Below are 15,832 nucleotides of genomic sequence, written 5' to 3' on the forward strand. Positions count from 1 at the left end.
ACTACGACGGGCCGATATACCTGGCCCGCGGCCGAACCAGAAATCCCGCCAGCCGTTGCTCCAGGGCATGGGCTACCCAGCCGGCTGCGCGGCCGACGGACATGAGGGCGCCAGGGGCGCCTGCCGGTGCGGACAGGACCGCGCACAGCACCGCCAGCGCCATGGGCAGGTTGGGCTTCAGGCCCAGCTCTTCTTGCGCGCGATCCACCGACTTTAGCGCCGTCTTGCCCCGCGCGCCGACGGGCGCGATCTCGCGGGCAAGTTCCAGCAGCAGCGTCGCGCGCGGATCGCCGTCGGGATAGAGAGGATGCCCGTAGCCGGGAACCGGGCTCTTGCGTGCCAGCATTCCCTTCAGGTGATCCAGGTAGGCCTCCGGTGTCCTTGCCTGCGCCAGCGCCGCCTCCGCCTGCTCGCATCCGAGCCCGGTCAGCATGCCCTCGAAGGCGCCCAGCGCCGTGGTCACGCAAGAGAACAGGTCGGCACCGGCCGACGCCGCGATGCGGGCCGCGAAAGTCGCCGGGGCGAGTTCGTTGTCGGCGCTCAGGATCAGCGCGGCGTCCAGGATGCGCAAATGCGCCGGCGTCGTCCTGATGCCCAGATTGTCGGCAAGCACCGCGGCAATCGGCTGCGGCGCGTCGTTCAGCACATAGACCGGCTTCGGGCCCAGCAGGCCGGTCGCCGCCGCCATGGCCTGCGTCAGCTGGCGCGCCGCCAGCGTCGGGGCGCCCAGCGTCAGTTCCGGGTTGCGGCCCAGGCTCGCGGCATAGGCTTCCACCGCCACCGACAGCAACCGGCGGGAATGATTGCGGGCCGCCACCTGCGTGATGCCGTCGGCCAGCGCCTGGAAGCCCGCGCCGGGCCGGGCGGGCTGCCACATCACGGGCGCGTCGGGCAGCAGCCCGTTCCACAGCAGCTCCGTGCAGTCTTCGAACGAGCGATGGCTGCGTACCAGGTCGGCCGCCGGCTTGCCGCGATAGCGCGGACCTTCCGGTCCGATCGCGGTGATCGACGTCTGCATTACCGCATTGCCGCCCCAGCGGATCATCCGCTCGCCGCTGGCGCCGGCCATCGACCGGCCGCGGCCGCGCGCGCCCAGGGCCTCGATGTCTTCCACGTAATACAGATTGCCCTTGCCGCCCACGGCCGGCACCACCCGTATCCAGCCCCGGCTCACATAGGCGTACAGCGTCTGCATTTTGATGCCCAGCCGCTCGATCGCCGTGCGGGCATCGACCAGCGTACCCGCGGCCTGGCTGGGGGCGGGCTCGCGCGGCGCGGACCCGGCGGTTCTCCTGCGTGCTTTGTCCATGAGACTCCTGTGCGCCGCGGGAAAGACGCGGCGGTATCGCGTGGCGTGGGGGAATGCGACCGAGCCCGCCGCGTCGCCGGACCGCCGGACCGCAGCCCGCGGCAAGACATCGTCCTTCCCCATACGTTGATTGATTGTAAATCAATCTATACATAGGTTGATTCGGATTCTACGATGACATGGTACGCAAAAAATCAACAACACCCATCTGGAGACAAGCATGTTCAACCGCCATGTCCTCTCGTCCAGGCCCGGCCGCTGGGGTGCCGCGCTGGTCATGACGCTGGCCCTGGCCGGGGCGTGTCGCGCGGCCTATCCCGAGCATCCCGTCACCCTTGTGTCGGCCTTCCCGCCCGGCGGCAGCACCGATGTCATCGGCCGCATGCTCTCGCCCAGGCTGGGGGAAATTTTCAAGCAGACCTTCATCGTCGAAAACCGCGCCGGCGCATCCGGCAACATCGCCAGCGAGTATGTCGTGCGTTCCGCGCCGGATGGCCAGGTCATCCTGATCGGCAACAACACCATGACGGTCAACGCCGCGCTGGGCGTCAAGCAGAACTTCGACCTGCAGAAGGATCTGACGCCCATCATGGCCATCGCCGAAACCCCGGTGGCGCTGGCCGTCAGCACCAAACTGCCCGTCAACAGCGTGCAGGAGCTGATCGCCTACGGCAAGGCGCATCCCGGCACCCTGAGCTTCTCGTCCTGCGGCACCGGCACCGCCCAGCATTTTGCCGGCGTCGAATTCGCGCATCGTGCCGGCATCGACATGGTCCACGTGCCGTACAAAGGCTGCGCGCCGGCCCTCAGCGATGGATTGGGTGGCCAGGTGCCCGTCATGTTCAATGCGATTTCCAACATCAGCCCGCAGCTGAAGAGCGGCAAGATCAAACTGCTGGCGGTGGCCACCCGGCATCGCGTCCCCTTCCATCCCGACGTGCCCGCCCTGGCGGAAATGCCGGGCTTCCAGGACTATGACTTCGCCGTCTGGCTGGGATTCTTCGTCACGGCCAAAACGCCCCAGCCCATCGTCGACAAACTGCGCACCGAATTCCTGGCCCTGGCGCGCGACAAGGACACGCGCGAGGCGCTGAGCCAGCGCCTGTTCGTACCGCTGGACATGGACGGACCGCAATTGCAGAAACAGATCGCCGAAGAGCTCGTCAAGTGGAAGAAGCTCGCGGATGAATACCACATCACCATCGACTGACCCGCGCCGCCGCGCCCCTGCCCCGCGACCATGAGCACCTCCATCCCTCGTCTTCAACTGGCCGATATGCGGCCCGACCTGGCGGAATACCTGACGCCGCGCGTACGCCGGCTGGGCTACCTGGGCGAACTCTTCCAGGTGTCCGCCCACGCCCCGGACGTCCTGCTGACCTTCATGCAGTTCACCGAAGCGCTCAAGGATGCCCTGCCCGACAATCTGGCGGAAACGGCCGTCCTGACCACCGCCACGCTCATGGAGAACGCCTACGAGCGCAACCAGCACGAGCGCCTCTGCGTCCGGCTGGGCTTTACGCGTGCATGGATCGGCGATGTCGAACGGCTGCGACCGGGCATGGCGTCCAGCCTGTCCGACGCCGAAAAGGCGGTGCAGGCCTATGTCATGGCCGCTGTCGCCACGCGCGGCCTGGACGCCCAGGGCGAGTTCGAGCGGCTGGCGGACTTGCTGCCGGCGGCGCAGGCGGTGGCCGTGGCCATGCTGGTAGGCCGCTACATCACGCATGCCCTCATCGTGAACACCTTCCGGCTGGCCCCGCCTGTTCCGTCCATCTGGGAGGACGGCTTCGGTCTGCCCGCGCAGGCGCCGCAAGCGCCGCGACAGGGACAGGCACAGGCGACGCAACAGACGCACGAGACCCACGAGACGCACGAGCCCCAGGCGGCGCGAGCGCGCACCGATACGCATTGAACAGGAAGCCATGATGAACGCCGACCCCGTCTGGATCACCGAAGCGCAGGTCACTTCCCTGCTGACCCTGGCCGAAGCCATTCCCGCGCTGGAAAGCGGCCTGCGCCTGCAGGCCCAGGGTCAGGCCGAAAGCATGCCCAAGACCATGCTGCAGTTCGGGCGCAACAATCTGCATGCGCTGGGCGCGCGGCTGGGCGGCTACGTGGGCACCAAGACCTGGGCGCATACCGAGGGCGGCACGTGCCCGCTGCTGCTGCTATGGAATGCGGAGGACGGCCAGCTGGCCGCCGTGATAGAGGCTTTCGCGCTGGGCAATCTGCGTACCGGCGGCACCACCGGCCTGGCCACCGGCTGGCTGGCGCGCCCCGATGCCGGGGTGCTGGCGATGGCCGGCACCGGCAAGCAGGCCCTGTCGCAAGTGGCCGCCGTGCTGGCGGTGCGCGATATCCGCGAAGTGCGGGTCTACAGCCCCACCGCCGCCAGGCGCGAGGACTTTGCCGCCCGCATCGAGGCCGAGTTCGGTGCGCGCGGCGTGCGCGCGCGGGCCTGCGCCACCATGGCGGCCGCCTGCGACGGTGCGGATATCGTCACGCTGGCCACGCGGGCGCGCGAGCCCTTCCTGTCTGCCGCCATGCTGGGCGCCGGCAGCCACCTCAACGCCATCGGCGCCATCGCGCCGGATCGCGAGGAATTCCAGCAGGACGTCTTCGACCGCGCCGCGGCGGTGGTCGTGGACGACATGTCCAGCGCCCGCGCGCTCTCGCGCGAATTCCGCACGCACTACGGCCAGGACTGGCAGGGCGTGCAGACGCTGTCGGAGCGCATCCTGCGCAAGGAACGGCGGCCGGCCGGCGCGGACATCACCCTGTTCAAGGCCATGGGCATGGGCATTTCCGACCTTGCCCTGGGCACGGAGATCCTGCGCCGGGCCCGCGAACAGGGAATGGGCCGCTCCCTGCCCGCGCCGGTCAAGAGCAAACCCCGATTCTTCGCGGCCCAGCCGGCGGCCCAGGCCGGCTGACGCGCACCGCCTTTCCCGCATACCGATATCCATGGAGACCGCATCATGAGCGAATACCACCGCGACTTCGCGCGCATCAACGGCAGCTTCCTCGACTGTGGCGGGCAAGCGCCCGTCTCGCACAACACCCAATGGGCGCCCATCGTCGTCACCAAGGAAGAGATCGACGCGGAGGTCGAACGCCTGGCCTCGTCCCCGCTGCCATCCTCCGGCCGCCGGGAATCGCTGATCGTGCATCCGTCCGCGCGCGATTTCGCGCCGGGCATGGCGCCCGGCATCCAGGTACGGCTGTCGGTACTCAAGCCGGGCGAAAGCACGGAGCCCTTCCGCCATAACGCCACCGAGGTCAACTTCTGCATCCGCGGCCAGGGCGTGACCGAGGTCGGCGGCCAGCATATCGCCTTCAAGCAATACGACGTGTGGAACCACCCCAGCTATTCGCACTACAGCCATCGCAACGACGGCCAGGACCTGCAGGTGCGGCTGACCTATTCCAACGTGCCGCTGCTGCAATTCATGGACATCTACGTGGCCGATGCCTCGGCGCCCTCGGCCCCCGCGCCGCGCGAAGCCGCGCCGGCGGTCGACGACCCGCGCCGCCGCAATCCCTATGGCATGTTTCCCATCACCGACGACGGCGGCCTGTTGATGCCCTACGAAACGCTGATCAATCCGACTGCGGTCGAATCGCGCGCGCTGCATTTCGCCTGGGACAAGGTCAAGCCGGAACTCGACAAGCTCGAAGCGCTGGGCAAGGAATACATCGGCCGCCGCCTGTACATGTACTACAACCCGGCCACCGGACGCTTCAACGGCATCACGCCCAGCTTCTTCGCCACCATGACGATCCGGCCGCCCAAGATCATCGACCGCCCGCACCGCCACGTCTCGGCGGCCATCAACTACTACTTTTCGGGCAGCGGCTACAGCAGCGTGGCGGGCAACCGCTATGAATGGAAGGCGGGCGACCTGATGCTGTCGGCCCCGGGCTGGGCGGTGCACAACCACGCTTCCTACGACGATTACGTGTACGAACTGACGGTACAGGACCAGCCGCTGAACATCTACATGGAATCCCTGCTGTGGCAGGAAGACCTGCACCATCCCGCCGTCGTGCTGGGCAAGCAGGAAGGATTCATTACCAACCGCAAGGCGGCCTGAGGACTCTGGAGCATCGAATGATCACTCTGCAGAAGGAGGCGCTGCGCGGCTCCATCCCCCCCATCGTGACGCCTTTTCGCGACGGCAATGTCGATTACGACCGCCTGGCCTCGCTGATCGATTTCCAGGCCAGGAACGGCACGCACGGCGTGCTGATCAACGGCACCACTTCCGAGCCGTCGACGCTGACGGTGGAAGAACGCAACCGGGCGGTGGACGTCGCCGTGCAGGCCGCGCGCGGGCGATTGCAGGTGGTGGCCGCCACCGGCTCGCAGTCGCACGCCGACAGCGTGGCCTTGAGCGAACATGCCGCGCGGGCCGGCGCCGACGCGCTGTTGCTGGTCACGCCCTACTACGTGCGGCCGCCGCAGCGCGGCGTCGCGGCCTATTTCATCGACATCGGCCGCCGCGTCGACATTCCGCTGATGATGTATCACATCCCCGGACGCACGGCCTTCAAGACCGACTTGCGGACGCTGGAAGACATCGCCGAGGCCCTGCCGCATTTCGTGGGCATCAAGCACGCGGTGGACGATCATTCCTTCGTGACGGAGATGCTGCACCGCTTCGGCCCGGAGTTCCGCGTCTTCGTCGGACTGGAGGAATTCACCTTCCCCATGATGTGCCTGGGCGCCGGCGGCACCATGAACGCGGTGGCCAACGTCGCGCCGCGCGAAGTGGCCGAACTGTGCAATCTGGTACGGGCCGGCCAGCTGGAGGCCGCCCGCGCCCTGCACTACAGGCTGTTCGAGCTGATGAAGATGATCTTCTGGGACACCAATCCCATTCCGCTCAAATACCTGATGAAGCGGCTGGGCCTGCTGGACCGCAACGAGCACCGCCTGCCCATGGTGCCGGCCTCGCCGGAACTGGAACGCCGCATCGACGCCCTGGCCGATACGCTGCGCCTGAAGGCCGAATGACCGGGCGGCCGGCCACAAGGCCAGCCGCGCGCAAGGGCGACCACGGGCCGTGTCAATGCAGCGCGGTCGCGCCCCGGCGCCGCATGGCCAGGAATACCCCCAGCGCCAGCGCGCAGAACACCGCCATGCTGCCCGTCACCGCGACCACGCCCAGGTCGGGAAAGAAGCGGCTGACCAGGGCGCTGGCGAAAGCGCCGACGCCCATCATCAAGGCATTCATCATGGCCGAGGCCGCGCCGGCGATCTCGCGCAGGGGCTGCAGCGCGCCCTGCTGCGTGCTGGGCGTGATCAGCCCATAGCAGAAGGTATTCACGATAAAGAAGGGCATCAGGTTCCAGGGCGCGATCAGGTGCGTCACCGTCAGGAACACCATGGCCAGGGCGGAACAGAGCGCCACGGAAAGGCCGATATGGATCAGGCGGTCTCCGGCCACGTGGCCGGCCAGCCTGCCGCTGATAAAGGATGCCAGCATGATGCCGGCCGCCGTCATGGCGAACAGCAGGCCGAACATCCGCGGCGATACGCCCAGCGCTTCCATCAGCACCAGCGACGCCCCGGTCACGTAGGCGAAATGGCTGCCGAACTTCAGGGCGCAGATCATCATGTAGCCCAGGCTGGCCGGCTTGCGCAGCAGGGCCAGATAGGCGCCGGCCACCGGCGCGGCCGGCGGACGCTGGGCAGCCGGATGGCGCAGCCGCGGCGCGGATTCCTCCAGCCCCAGCCACACCACGCCCAGCATCGCGCAGCCGGCGATGGTCATCATGGCGTAGATCCAGCGCCAGTTGCCGATATCCAGCAGCACCGCGCCCACCGAAGGCGCCACCATGGGCGCGATGACGCGGATGATGGCGATGTGCGACAGCAGCTCGCGCACGCGCGCCCCTTCGAAATGGTCGCGCACCAGGCTGATCGCCAGCACGCCCGCCGCCCCCGCCCCGGCCCCCTGCACCAGGCGCCAGCCCAGGAAGGTGGAAATCGATCCCGACCACGTGCAGCCGGCCGCGCCCAGGGCGTATAGCGCCAGCCCGAACAGCAGCAGGGGCCGCCGGCCCAGCCGGTCGGACAGCGGTCCGTAGACCAGCGGCGCGGCGGCGAAGCCCACGAAGAAGATGCTCAGGCTCATGGCCACGCGGGCGGCATCGGTGCCCAGGTCGCGCGCGACGGCGCCGAAGGCGGGCAGGCCCACGTCGATGGACAGCGACGCGAAGGCGGTCAGCACGCCGCAGAACAGGATGAAAACGAAGGAATGCGGAGAAATGCGGAATCGGGGGGTCATCGGATGTGGCGGGCCCCGGCCGGTGGGGCCGGGGCATTATTCCACACCCGGGCGGCCGTCACATTTGCGCGCCTATCATCCAGGGCACGAACTCCTCGTCGCCCACGCCCAGCGCTTCGCTCTTGCTGCGGGTGCCGGAGGCGACATCGATGATGGCCTGGAAGATCTCCTCGCCCTTGCGCGCCACCGTCGCCTGCCCTTCCATGATGTCGCCGCAATTGATGTCCATGTCGTCGATCATGCGGCGGTACATGGACGTATTGGTCGCGACCTTGATCGAGGGCGCGGGCTTGGCGCCGAAACAGGAGCCGCGCCCCGTGGTGAAGACCACCAGGTTGGCCCCGCTGGCGATCTGCCCGGTCGCGCCCATGGGGTCGTAGCCGGGGGCGTCCATGAAAACCAGCCCGTGCGTATCGATGGGCTCGGCATAGCGGTAGACGCCCATCAGGGGCGTCGAGCCGCTCTTGGCGACCGCGCCCAGCGATTTCTCCAGGATGGTGGTCAGGCCGCCGGCCTTGTTGCCGGGCGTCGGGTTGTTGTCGATGCTGCCCTTCTCGCGCTCGGCGTACGACTCCCACCAGTGGATGCGCTCGACGATCTTCTCGCCCACTTCCGGGGAGATCGCGCGGCGCGTCAGCAGGTGTTCGGCGCCATAGATTTCGGGCGTCTCCGAAAGGATGGCCGTGCCGCCGTGCCTGACCAGCAGGTCCACCGCGGCGCCCAGGGCGGGATTGGCGGTAATGCCCGAATAGCCGTCCGAACCGCCGCATTGCAGCGCCACCACCAGGTGGGACAGCGGCAAGGGTTCGCGCCGTACGTCGTTGGCGGCGGGCAGCATTTTCTCGATGGCGGCGATGGCCGCATCGACGGTTTTCTGCGTGCCGCCCAGCTCCTGCATCACCAGGGGCACCATCGTCGGACCGGGCTCGATGCCGCCCGTCATGAACATCGCGCCCATCTGGTTGGCCTCGCAGCCCAGGCCGATCACCAGCACCCCGGCGAAATTCGCATGCTTGACGTAGCCGCCTATGGTCCGCCGCAGTTGCTGGATGCCCTCGCCATTGTGGTCGATGCAGCAGCCGAAGCTGTGCGTCAGCGGCACCACGCCGTCCACGTTGGGGTAGGCGTCCAGCCGTCCCGGGGCGGCAAAGTGCTGGGCCACCCGTTTGCTGACGGTCGCCGAACAGTTCACGGTGCTGATCACGCCGATGTAGTTGCGCGTGGCCACGCGGCCGTCCGCGCGGCGTATGCCCTGGAAGGTCAGCGGCCGGGCGGCGGGCGCCACCGCCCGCACATCCTTGCCGTAGGCATAGTCGCGCTCGAAATCGCCCATGGATACGTTGTGCGTGTGGACGTGATCGCCGGGGACGATGTCCTGGGTCGCGAAGCCGATGATCTGTCCATAGCGGTGCACCGGATCGCCCGCGCGCACGGCGCGCAAGGCCACCTTATGGGCCGGCGGCACGTCGGCGCGCAGCACCACGCCGCCAGCCTGGGGCAGTTCGGTACCGGCCGGCAGCGCCTGGCGGGCAATCGCGACGTCGTCGCGCTCGTGCAGCAGGATGATGGGGGACAGGGTCTCCAAGGCGGTCTCCTCGATATGCGGTGAAGCCCCGGTCATGGCCGGGGCGCCGCGCCATCATGGGATAATGGCGCCGGCGAGCGCAAATTGGTCGGACCACTCCACAGGATTTCCTCGTATGCCGCGCATCACGCCCACCTCCCGGGCCCTGCAACACGCGATGCAATCGCTCGAACGCCTCGTCCTGGAACACGGACTGGACGGCCGTCCCAGGCTTCCGCCGGAACGCGAGCTGGCGCAACGCTTCGGCGTCTCCCGCACCACCTTGCGGGCCGCGATCCAGAGCCTGGTCTCCCGCGGCATGCTGGAACCGCGCCAGGGCAGCGGCGTCTTCATCGCCAGCGACCGCCCGGCGGCCGCCGCCACGCCTTGGCCCCCCGCGCCGTGGCTGGGGCTGGTGGACACCCACCCGGCGCTACGTGCGGACACCCTGGAATTCCGCATGGTGTTCGAATGCGCCGCCGTGCGCTTCGCGGCGCAGCGCGCCGATGCGGACGAACGCCGCCAGCTCGCGGCCACGGTGCGAACCATGCGGCAGGCCGTGCGCGAAGGCGACGTGGCGGCAGAGGCCGCGGCCGACGCCGCCTTCCATGCGCAGTTGGCCAGCGCCTCGCACAACATGATGCTGGGGCGCTTCTACGCCAATGCCATCGCGTCGCTGCGCGAACACATCACGCGCAATACCTACGAAGCGGGGCGCGATGCCGCGTTGGCCAGCCGCCGCGCGCAGCAGCGCCTGGGCCAGCACGAAGCCATCTGCGACGCCATCCTGCGGCAATCGCCCGACGACGCCGCGCTGGCCATGCGCGAGCATATCGAATTCGTGGGCCGGCAGTTCCAGGCTTGAGACAAGGCGCCCGCGCGCGGCGGCCCTACTGCCTGACGCCCTCTGCCTGGATATGCAGGGTGGTCTTCATGAAAAAGCCGTAATCCTTGCCGAAGGACACGCCGTAGTCGCTGCGGTCGAACGATGCCGTGGCCTCGGTGCCGCAGACCTCTTTCTTGATGATGGGGTTCTGGTAGCACTTGAAGGACAACAGCTTCAGCGTCAAGGGACGCGATACGCCGTGCAGGGTGAAGGTGCCCTCCACTTCCACCGGCTTGCCGTCCTTGAAATGGACCTTGTCGCCCTTGTATGTCGCGGTGGGATACCGCTTCACGTCGAAGAACTTGTCCGCCCGCAGATGGTCGTCGAGTTCCGCGTTGCCCGTGTTGACCGACGCCATGTCCACCGTCACGTCGACCGAGCCGGTCTGCGCCTGGGGGTCGAGCACCACGGTGCCGTGCGTCGTGTTGAACTTGCCGCGCCAGATGGAGGCCCCGGCGAAGTGGTCGGCCTCGAAGCTCGGGTAGGTGTGGTCCGGATCCAGCTGGTAGGTGACCGGCTGCGCCAGCGTGGCGGTGGGAAGGACAAGCGCGGCGAAAGCCGCCAGGGACAAGGTCGGATAGCGCATGGTGGGCCCTCGCGATGGGGGGATGGGTGGGACAGGCGTGGAAACGGCCGGCCTTCTTTCCATATTTCTGCTAGGCATATTGATACGTCCCCTTATGCTTTGTGGAAAAATAGCCGGCCTGATAGAGTGCTTTCTCGGACATATCTTACCCGTCCCTTATTCAGTTCCGTGTAAAGGAGATCGACATGAAGCGATTTTTTTCCGTCTTGCTGGCCGGCGTGCTCGGCTGCGCGGGTATCTCGCTGGCCCATGCCGAGGATGACCTCGCGCGGATCAAGAGCGCTGGCGCCATCAAGATCGGCACGGAAGGCACCTACGCCCCCTTCTCGTACCACGACGCCTCGGGCCTGACTGGCTTCGACGTGGAGATCGGCCGCGCCATCGCGCAGCGCCTGGGCGTCAAGGCCGAGTTCGTCGAAGGCAAGTGGGACGGCCTGATCGCCGGGCTGGACGTGCGCCGCTATGACGCCGTCATCAACCAGGTCGGCATCACGGACGCGCGCAAGGCCAAGTACGATTTTTCCGCGCCGTATATCTCGTCGCAGGCGGTGCTGATCGTGCGCGACAACAACACGGCCATCAAGTCCTTCGACGACCTGAAGGGCAAGCGCTCGGCCAACACGCTGACCAGCAACTTCGGCAAACTGGCGCAGAAGTACGGCGCCCAGGTCGTGCCGGTACAAGGCTTCAATGAAGCCATCGACCTGCTGCTGTCGGGCCGCGTCGACGCCACCATCAACGACAACCTGTCCTTCCTGGACTTCAAGAAACATAAGCCGGACGCCAAGGTCAAGGCGGTCGCCAGCGACAAGTCCGCCGAGTTCAGCGAGTCCGGCGTACTGGTGCGCAAGGGCAACCCCGAGCTGGTCGCGGCCATCGACAAGGCGCTGGCCGAGATCAAGGCCGACGGCACCTACAAGAAGATATCGGTGAAGTACTTCGGCACGGATCTCCTGGCGAAATAAGCGGGAAGCGCGCGCGTGCCGGCCTGGCTGCAGTTGATGGCGGACTCCTTCTGGCCCCTGCTGAAAGCGGGGCTGCAGTTCACCGTCCCCCTGACCATCATTTCCTTCTTCGCCGGGCTGCTGCTGGCCTTCGCGGTCGCCCTGATACGCCTGTTCGGCCCGGCGCCGGCCGTGGCCGTGGTGCGCTTTTACGTGTGGCTGATCCGCGGCACCCCCCTGCTGGTGCAGCTGTTCGTGATTTTCTACGGGCTGCCCAATATCGGCATCGTGCTGGACCCGCTGCCGGCGGCGCTGATCGGCTTCACCCTGAACGTCGGCGCGTATAACTCCGAGGTCATCCGCGGCGTCATCGAATCCATCCCCAAGGGCCAATGGGAAGCCGCGTACTCGCTCAGCATGACGCGCTGGCAGGCTATCCGGCGCACCATCCTGCCCCAGGCCGCGCGCGTCTCCGTGCCGCCCCTGTCCAATTCCTTCATCGCGCTGGTCAAGGATACGTCGCTGGCCGCCGTGCTGACCGTGCCGGAGATCTTCCAGGCCGCGCAGCGCATCGCCGCCACAACCTACGAGCCGCTGATCCTCTATACCGAGGCCGCGCTGATCTACCTAGTCTTCAGCACCGTGCTTTCATCCGCCCAGGCCAGGCTGGAGAAGCGCTTCGGCAAGCATGCCGCGTCCACGGGAACGGTCCTATGATCCGCCTGTCGCGCATCCAGAAGCATTTCGGGTCCCTCCATGTACTGAAGGACGTGGACGTCGACGTGCCCGAGGGCAGCGTCACCGCCCTGATCGGCCCGTCGGGCAGCGGCAAAAGCACCCTGCTGCGCTGCGTGAACCTGCTGGAAGTCCCCGAGTCCGGCATGCTGGAGCTGGGCGAGGCGCGCCTGGCGTTCCGGCCGGGCGTGCGCACGCCCTTCGAGGCGATCCAGAGCGTGCGCAAGCAGACCGGCATGGTGTTCCAGAATTTCCAGCTGTTCCCGCACCGTACCGTGCTGGAAAACGTCATGGAAGGCCTGATCACCGTGCAGCGCTGGCCGCGCGAACGCGCGGCAGGGCGCGCGCGCGAACTGCTGGCCAAGGTCGGCATGCTGGAAAAGGCCGACGCCTGGCCCGGCAACCTGTCCGGCGGCCAGCAGCAACGCGTCGCCATCGCGCGCGCCCTGGCGCCGTCGCCGCGCGTGCTGCTGTGCGACGAGCCCACCTCCGCCCTGGACCCGGGGCTGGCCAAGGAAGTCGTCGACGTGCTGCGCCAGCTGGCGTCCGAAGGCATGACCATGCTGATGGCCACCCACGATCTGCGCCTTGCCGCCAGCATCGCGCAACAGGTGGTCTTCCTGGAGAACGGCACCGTGGTCGAAGCCGGCACCGCGCAAACGGTGTTCACCCGGCCGGAAAATCCCCGCACCCAGGCCTTCGTCGCCACGCTGACCGAGGGGCTGCCCTCCGCCTGGACACCGCCCGCGGCGCCGTAGGCACTGCCGCCAGACATCCACGCCCGCGCGCTGGGCGGCGCGTAGCCTTCCGGGGCCGCGGCCTGCTGGAACAGCCCCGATACGCATGTCACCTACGCCCCCATGGCGCGTAGCGCTGCATCGACTGCCGGTCCCGGCAGCACAACGTGGAGACGACATGCAGTTCCTGAGGAGAGAACTCGCCGCCCTGGCCCTGGTGGGCACGGCATTGCCTTTCGCGGCCCTGGCGAACGACCCGGAAGCGGTGTATCCGCAGCGCCCGGTCACCCTGGTAATCGGCTATCCACCCGGAGGCGACGCGGACGCGCTGGCCCGCATCCTGAGCAGGCATATGGCGGACGACCTCGGCCAGCGGCTGATCGTCGACTACAAGCCCGGCGCGGCCGGCAACATCGGCGCCGAATCGGTGGCAAGGGCCGACGCCGACGGGTACACCATCTATCTCGGCGCCCGGCCGAACACGATACACAAGACGATGTACGGGCACCTGAAATATGACTTCTCGCGCGACCTCGTTCCCATCGGCCTGACGGCCACGATGCCATACGTCATTGTCGCGGGCGCGCACGCGTCCATCCACACCGTACCGGACATCTTGCGGCTCGCAAGGACCTACCCGGGCGGCCTGGCCTGCGCATCCAGCGGCGTCGGCTCGACTTCGCATCTATTGTGCGAACTGCTCCAGCAGGAGACCGGCGTCGACCTGCTGCACATTCCCTACAAGGGAACCGCGCTCGCGCTGACCGACGTGATGGGCGGCAGGATAGACCTGCAAATCGCGCCGGTGCCGGCGGCCTTGCCGCACATCAGGTCGGGCAAGCTGCACCCTGTCGCCGTCATGTCCCGGCTGCGCGTGCCCACGATCCCCAATGTCCCGACCATAGAAGAAGCCGGCGTCCCGGGCCTGGACCTGGAAGCATGGTATGGCTTGATGGCGCCGGCCGGTACGCCACCCCGGGTGATCGACCGCCTGAACCGCGCCATCAATGCCGCGCTGCTCGATCCGGACCTGCGCGATTCGCTTACGCAGCTGTCCTATGCCCCGCCGCTGCAGCCGAACACGGCCAGCGCCTTCGGGGAACTCATCGCCGAAGAAACCGAGCGGTGGTCGGCCATACTGCGCATACGGAACATCAAGCCGCTGCATTGAACGCATCATGGCCCTGATCGCGTCCGCGCAGCCGCCGAGGGCGCGCGATGCGGGGGCTTCAAGCCACGGGCGGATAGTTGGACGGAAACAGCGCGCGGCGCGCTTCCTCGTCGCGCGCCGTCTTGAACTCGAACTCCGTGCCCACCTTGCGCGCGCGGGCCGCGGCGGGTCGGGCATCGATGGCCGCGAACCAGCGCGCGATATGCGGATACGGCGCCAGGGGGTTTTCCGCGCCCTTCAGCACGCGGGACGCGCGATCCACCCAGCCCCAGGCCGAGATATCGACAATGGTGTACTCCCCGCCGACGATGAAGTCGCGCCCCGCCAGCCGGTCGTCCAGCACCCGGTAATGCCGTTCGGCCTCGCGCCGGTAGCGATTGACGGCGTAATCCAGCCCTTCGGGCGCGGCGTGCTGGAAATGCACGGCCTGTCCGGAAAACGGTCCCAAGCCCGTGCCGATGAAGAACAGCCACGACAGCAGGTCGGCCCTGTCCAGCGGCTGTCCCAGCAGCTTGCCGGTTTTCTCGGCCAGGTAAAGCAGGATGGCGCTGGAGTCGAAGACGACCGCCTCCTTGCCGCCGGGACCGTCCGTATCGACGATGGCCGGGACCTTGCCGTTGGGATTGATGGCGCGGAAGGCCGGATCGTGCTGCTGGCCCTTGCTGGTATCGACCGGGACGACCTCGTAGCGCAGCCCGGTTTCCTCCAGCATGAGGGCGACCTTGGCGGGGTTGGGCGTGGGGTGGAAATAGAAGCGGATCATCGTGCGGCATGCCTCCGTGCATTGGAACGGTCGTGGTCGGGCGGCGACGGCGCCATGCCACGCGGCCGGCAGCGCGCCGCGGTACCCGGCTATCGTCGAACCCGCGGCGGGGCCGCGCCAGGCTGGCGCGGGCGCAACGGCCAAGGCCGCCGCCGTATTGCGGATTTGTTTTTTAAATCAAACGTTCTAAAATCGTCAACCGAAAAAAGCGCCGCCCGTCGCGGCGCCGGAATACTGTCCATGGGTCGTCCACGCGAATTCGATGAAGGCCAGGCGCTGGAGCAAGCCATGCAATGCTTCTGGCAGCATGGCTACGAAGCCACTTCGGTCAGGGACCTGGCCGGGCATATGAACCTGACCAGCGCCAGCGTGTACAACGCCTTTGGCGACAAGCGCGAGCTGTACCGGCGCGCCCTGGAACACTACATCGACATCAGTATCGCGGACCGCATCGAGCGGCTGCGGCGGAAACCCGCCGTGGAAGCGATCCAGGGCTTCTTCGACGAGCTCATCGAGCGGTCGCTGACGGATCCGGAGCGCAAGGGCTGCATGCTGGTGAATTCCGCATTGGAAATGGCACCGCGCGATCCCGAGCTGCGCGAGCTGGTGGCCGAGGTCCTGCGCCGCATCGAGGCCTTCTTTCGCCGCTGCGTCGAAGCAGGGCAACAGGACGGCAGCATCACCTCCGCCCAGCCCGCCGCGGACCTGGCGCGGATGCTGCTGGGCGTCCAACTGGGGCTGCGCGTGCTGGCGCGATCCCGTCCGGAGCCCGCGCTGCTGCGCGGCATGGTGCGTGCCGCCGTGGCGTCGCTCGCCCCCGCGTCGCCCTAGCGTGACAGCA

General features: G+C 67.5%; 16 protein-coding genes. 11 read left to right on the plus strand and 5 right to left on the minus strand.

All coding sequences use genetic code 11. The annotated features are described in order from the left end of the window. Position 1 precedes the first annotated feature (1 nt). Entirely contained in the window at positions 2-1,309 is a 1,308-nt protein-coding gene (locus BAU06_RS19715) for a citrate/2-methylcitrate synthase (RefSeq protein WP_197509329.1), read from the minus strand. Positions 1,310-1,529: 220 nt separating this feature from the next. Here BAU06_RS19715 and BAU06_RS19720 point away from each other — a divergent pair, with 220 nt between their 5' ends. From BAU06_RS19720 to dapA, 5 genes are read left to right on the plus strand one after another with little or no spacing between them, the layout of a single operon-like run. Continuing rightward, positions 1,530-2,519, plus strand: a complete 990-nt coding sequence (locus BAU06_RS19720; protein ID WP_066353977.1) for a Bug family tripartite tricarboxylate transporter substrate binding protein — start codon at positions 1,530-1,532, stop codon at positions 2,517-2,519. Between the two features lie 30 nt (positions 2,520-2,549). Further along, positions 2,550-3,224, plus strand: coding sequence for a carboxymuconolactone decarboxylase family protein (locus tag BAU06_RS19725; RefSeq protein ID WP_231933912.1), 675 nt, complete (start codon positions 2,550-2,552; stop codon positions 3,222-3,224). A 10-nt stretch (positions 3,225-3,234) separates the two neighbouring features. Continuing rightward, complete coding sequence (locus BAU06_RS19730; RefSeq protein ID WP_197509331.1) at positions 3,235-4,245, plus strand: ornithine cyclodeaminase family protein; 1,011 nt, start codon at positions 3,235-3,237, stop codon at positions 4,243-4,245. A gap of 45 nt (positions 4,246-4,290) precedes the next feature. Next, the gene (locus BAU06_RS19735) at positions 4,291-5,406 is read left to right on the plus strand and encodes a cupin domain-containing protein (RefSeq protein ID WP_066353987.1); all 1,116 of its coding nucleotides are present in this window, start codon (positions 4,291-4,293) and stop codon (positions 5,404-5,406) included. Positions 5,407-5,423: 17 nt separating this feature from the next. Further along, positions 5,424-6,329 (plus strand): 4-hydroxy-tetrahydrodipicolinate synthase, encoded by a 906-nt coding sequence (gene dapA, locus BAU06_RS19740; RefSeq protein WP_066353991.1) that lies wholly within the window; start codon positions 5,424-5,426, stop codon positions 6,327-6,329. Positions 6,330-6,381: 52 nt separating this feature from the next. On the opposite strand, the gene BAU06_RS19745 is transcribed toward dapA, so the two are convergent. Both BAU06_RS19745 and BAU06_RS19750 read right to left on the minus strand, forming a co-directional pair. After that, positions 6,382-7,605, minus strand: a complete 1,224-nt coding sequence (locus BAU06_RS19745; protein ID WP_066353993.1) for a multidrug effflux MFS transporter — start codon at positions 7,603-7,605, stop codon at positions 6,382-6,384. Positions 7,606-7,663: 58 nt separating this feature from the next. Next, positions 7,664-9,226 (minus strand): UxaA family hydrolase, encoded by a 1,563-nt coding sequence (locus tag BAU06_RS19750; protein WP_082993753.1) that lies wholly within the window; start codon positions 9,224-9,226, stop codon positions 7,664-7,666. A 79-nt stretch (positions 9,227-9,305) separates the two neighbouring features. Here BAU06_RS19750 and BAU06_RS19755 point away from each other — a divergent pair, with 79 nt between their 5' ends. Further along, the gene (locus BAU06_RS19755) at positions 9,306-10,034 is read left to right on the plus strand and encodes a FadR/GntR family transcriptional regulator (RefSeq protein ID WP_066353995.1); all 729 of its coding nucleotides are present in this window, start codon (positions 9,306-9,308) and stop codon (positions 10,032-10,034) included. A 25-nt stretch (positions 10,035-10,059) separates the two neighbouring features. On the opposite strand, the gene BAU06_RS19760 is transcribed toward BAU06_RS19755, so the two are convergent. After that, positions 10,060-10,641, minus strand: coding sequence for a YceI family protein (locus tag BAU06_RS19760; protein WP_066354009.1), 582 nt, complete (start codon positions 10,639-10,641; stop codon positions 10,060-10,062). A gap of 185 nt (positions 10,642-10,826) precedes the next feature. On the opposite strand from BAU06_RS19760, the gene BAU06_RS19765 reads away from it, so the two are divergent. The 4 genes from BAU06_RS19765 to BAU06_RS19780 all read left to right on the plus strand — a co-directional run bounded on the left by BAU06_RS19765 (position 10,827) and on the right by BAU06_RS19780 (position 14,228). Then, on the plus strand, positions 10,827-11,606 hold the full coding sequence (locus BAU06_RS19765; RefSeq protein WP_066354012.1) for an amino acid ABC transporter substrate-binding protein: 780 nt from the start codon (positions 10,827-10,829) through the stop codon (positions 11,604-11,606). Between the two features lie 15 nt (positions 11,607-11,621). Continuing rightward, entirely contained in the window at positions 11,622-12,302 is a 681-nt protein-coding gene (locus BAU06_RS19770; protein ID WP_066354021.1) for an ABC transporter permease subunit, read from the plus strand. Next, the gene (locus tag BAU06_RS19775; protein WP_066354027.1) at positions 12,299-13,078 is read left to right on the plus strand and encodes an amino acid ABC transporter ATP-binding protein; all 780 of its coding nucleotides are present in this window, start codon (positions 12,299-12,301) and stop codon (positions 13,076-13,078) included. The genes BAU06_RS19770 and BAU06_RS19775 overlap by 4 nt, the downstream gene beginning before the upstream one ends. Positions 13,079-13,235: 157 nt before the next feature. Next, positions 13,236-14,228, plus strand: coding sequence for a Bug family tripartite tricarboxylate transporter substrate binding protein (locus BAU06_RS19780; RefSeq protein WP_066354031.1), 993 nt, complete (start codon positions 13,236-13,238; stop codon positions 14,226-14,228). A gap of 58 nt (positions 14,229-14,286) precedes the next feature. Here BAU06_RS19780 and BAU06_RS19785 read toward each other — a convergent pair whose 3' ends face one another. Beyond that, the gene (locus tag BAU06_RS19785) at positions 14,287-14,991 is read right to left on the minus strand and encodes a glutathione S-transferase family protein (RefSeq protein ID WP_066354034.1); all 705 of its coding nucleotides are present in this window, start codon (positions 14,989-14,991) and stop codon (positions 14,287-14,289) included. 240 nt (positions 14,992-15,231) lie between these two features. On the opposite strand from BAU06_RS19785, the gene BAU06_RS19790 reads away from it, so the two are divergent. Beyond that, complete coding sequence (locus BAU06_RS19790) at positions 15,232-15,822, plus strand: TetR/AcrR family transcriptional regulator (protein WP_066354037.1); 591 nt, start codon at positions 15,232-15,234, stop codon at positions 15,820-15,822. Positions 15,823-15,832: the final 10 nt, after the last annotated feature.

It is taken from the genome of Bordetella bronchialis, assembly GCF_001676705.1.
Lineage (GTDB): Bacteria > Pseudomonadota > Gammaproteobacteria > Burkholderiales > Burkholderiaceae_B > Bordetella_C > Bordetella_C bronchialis.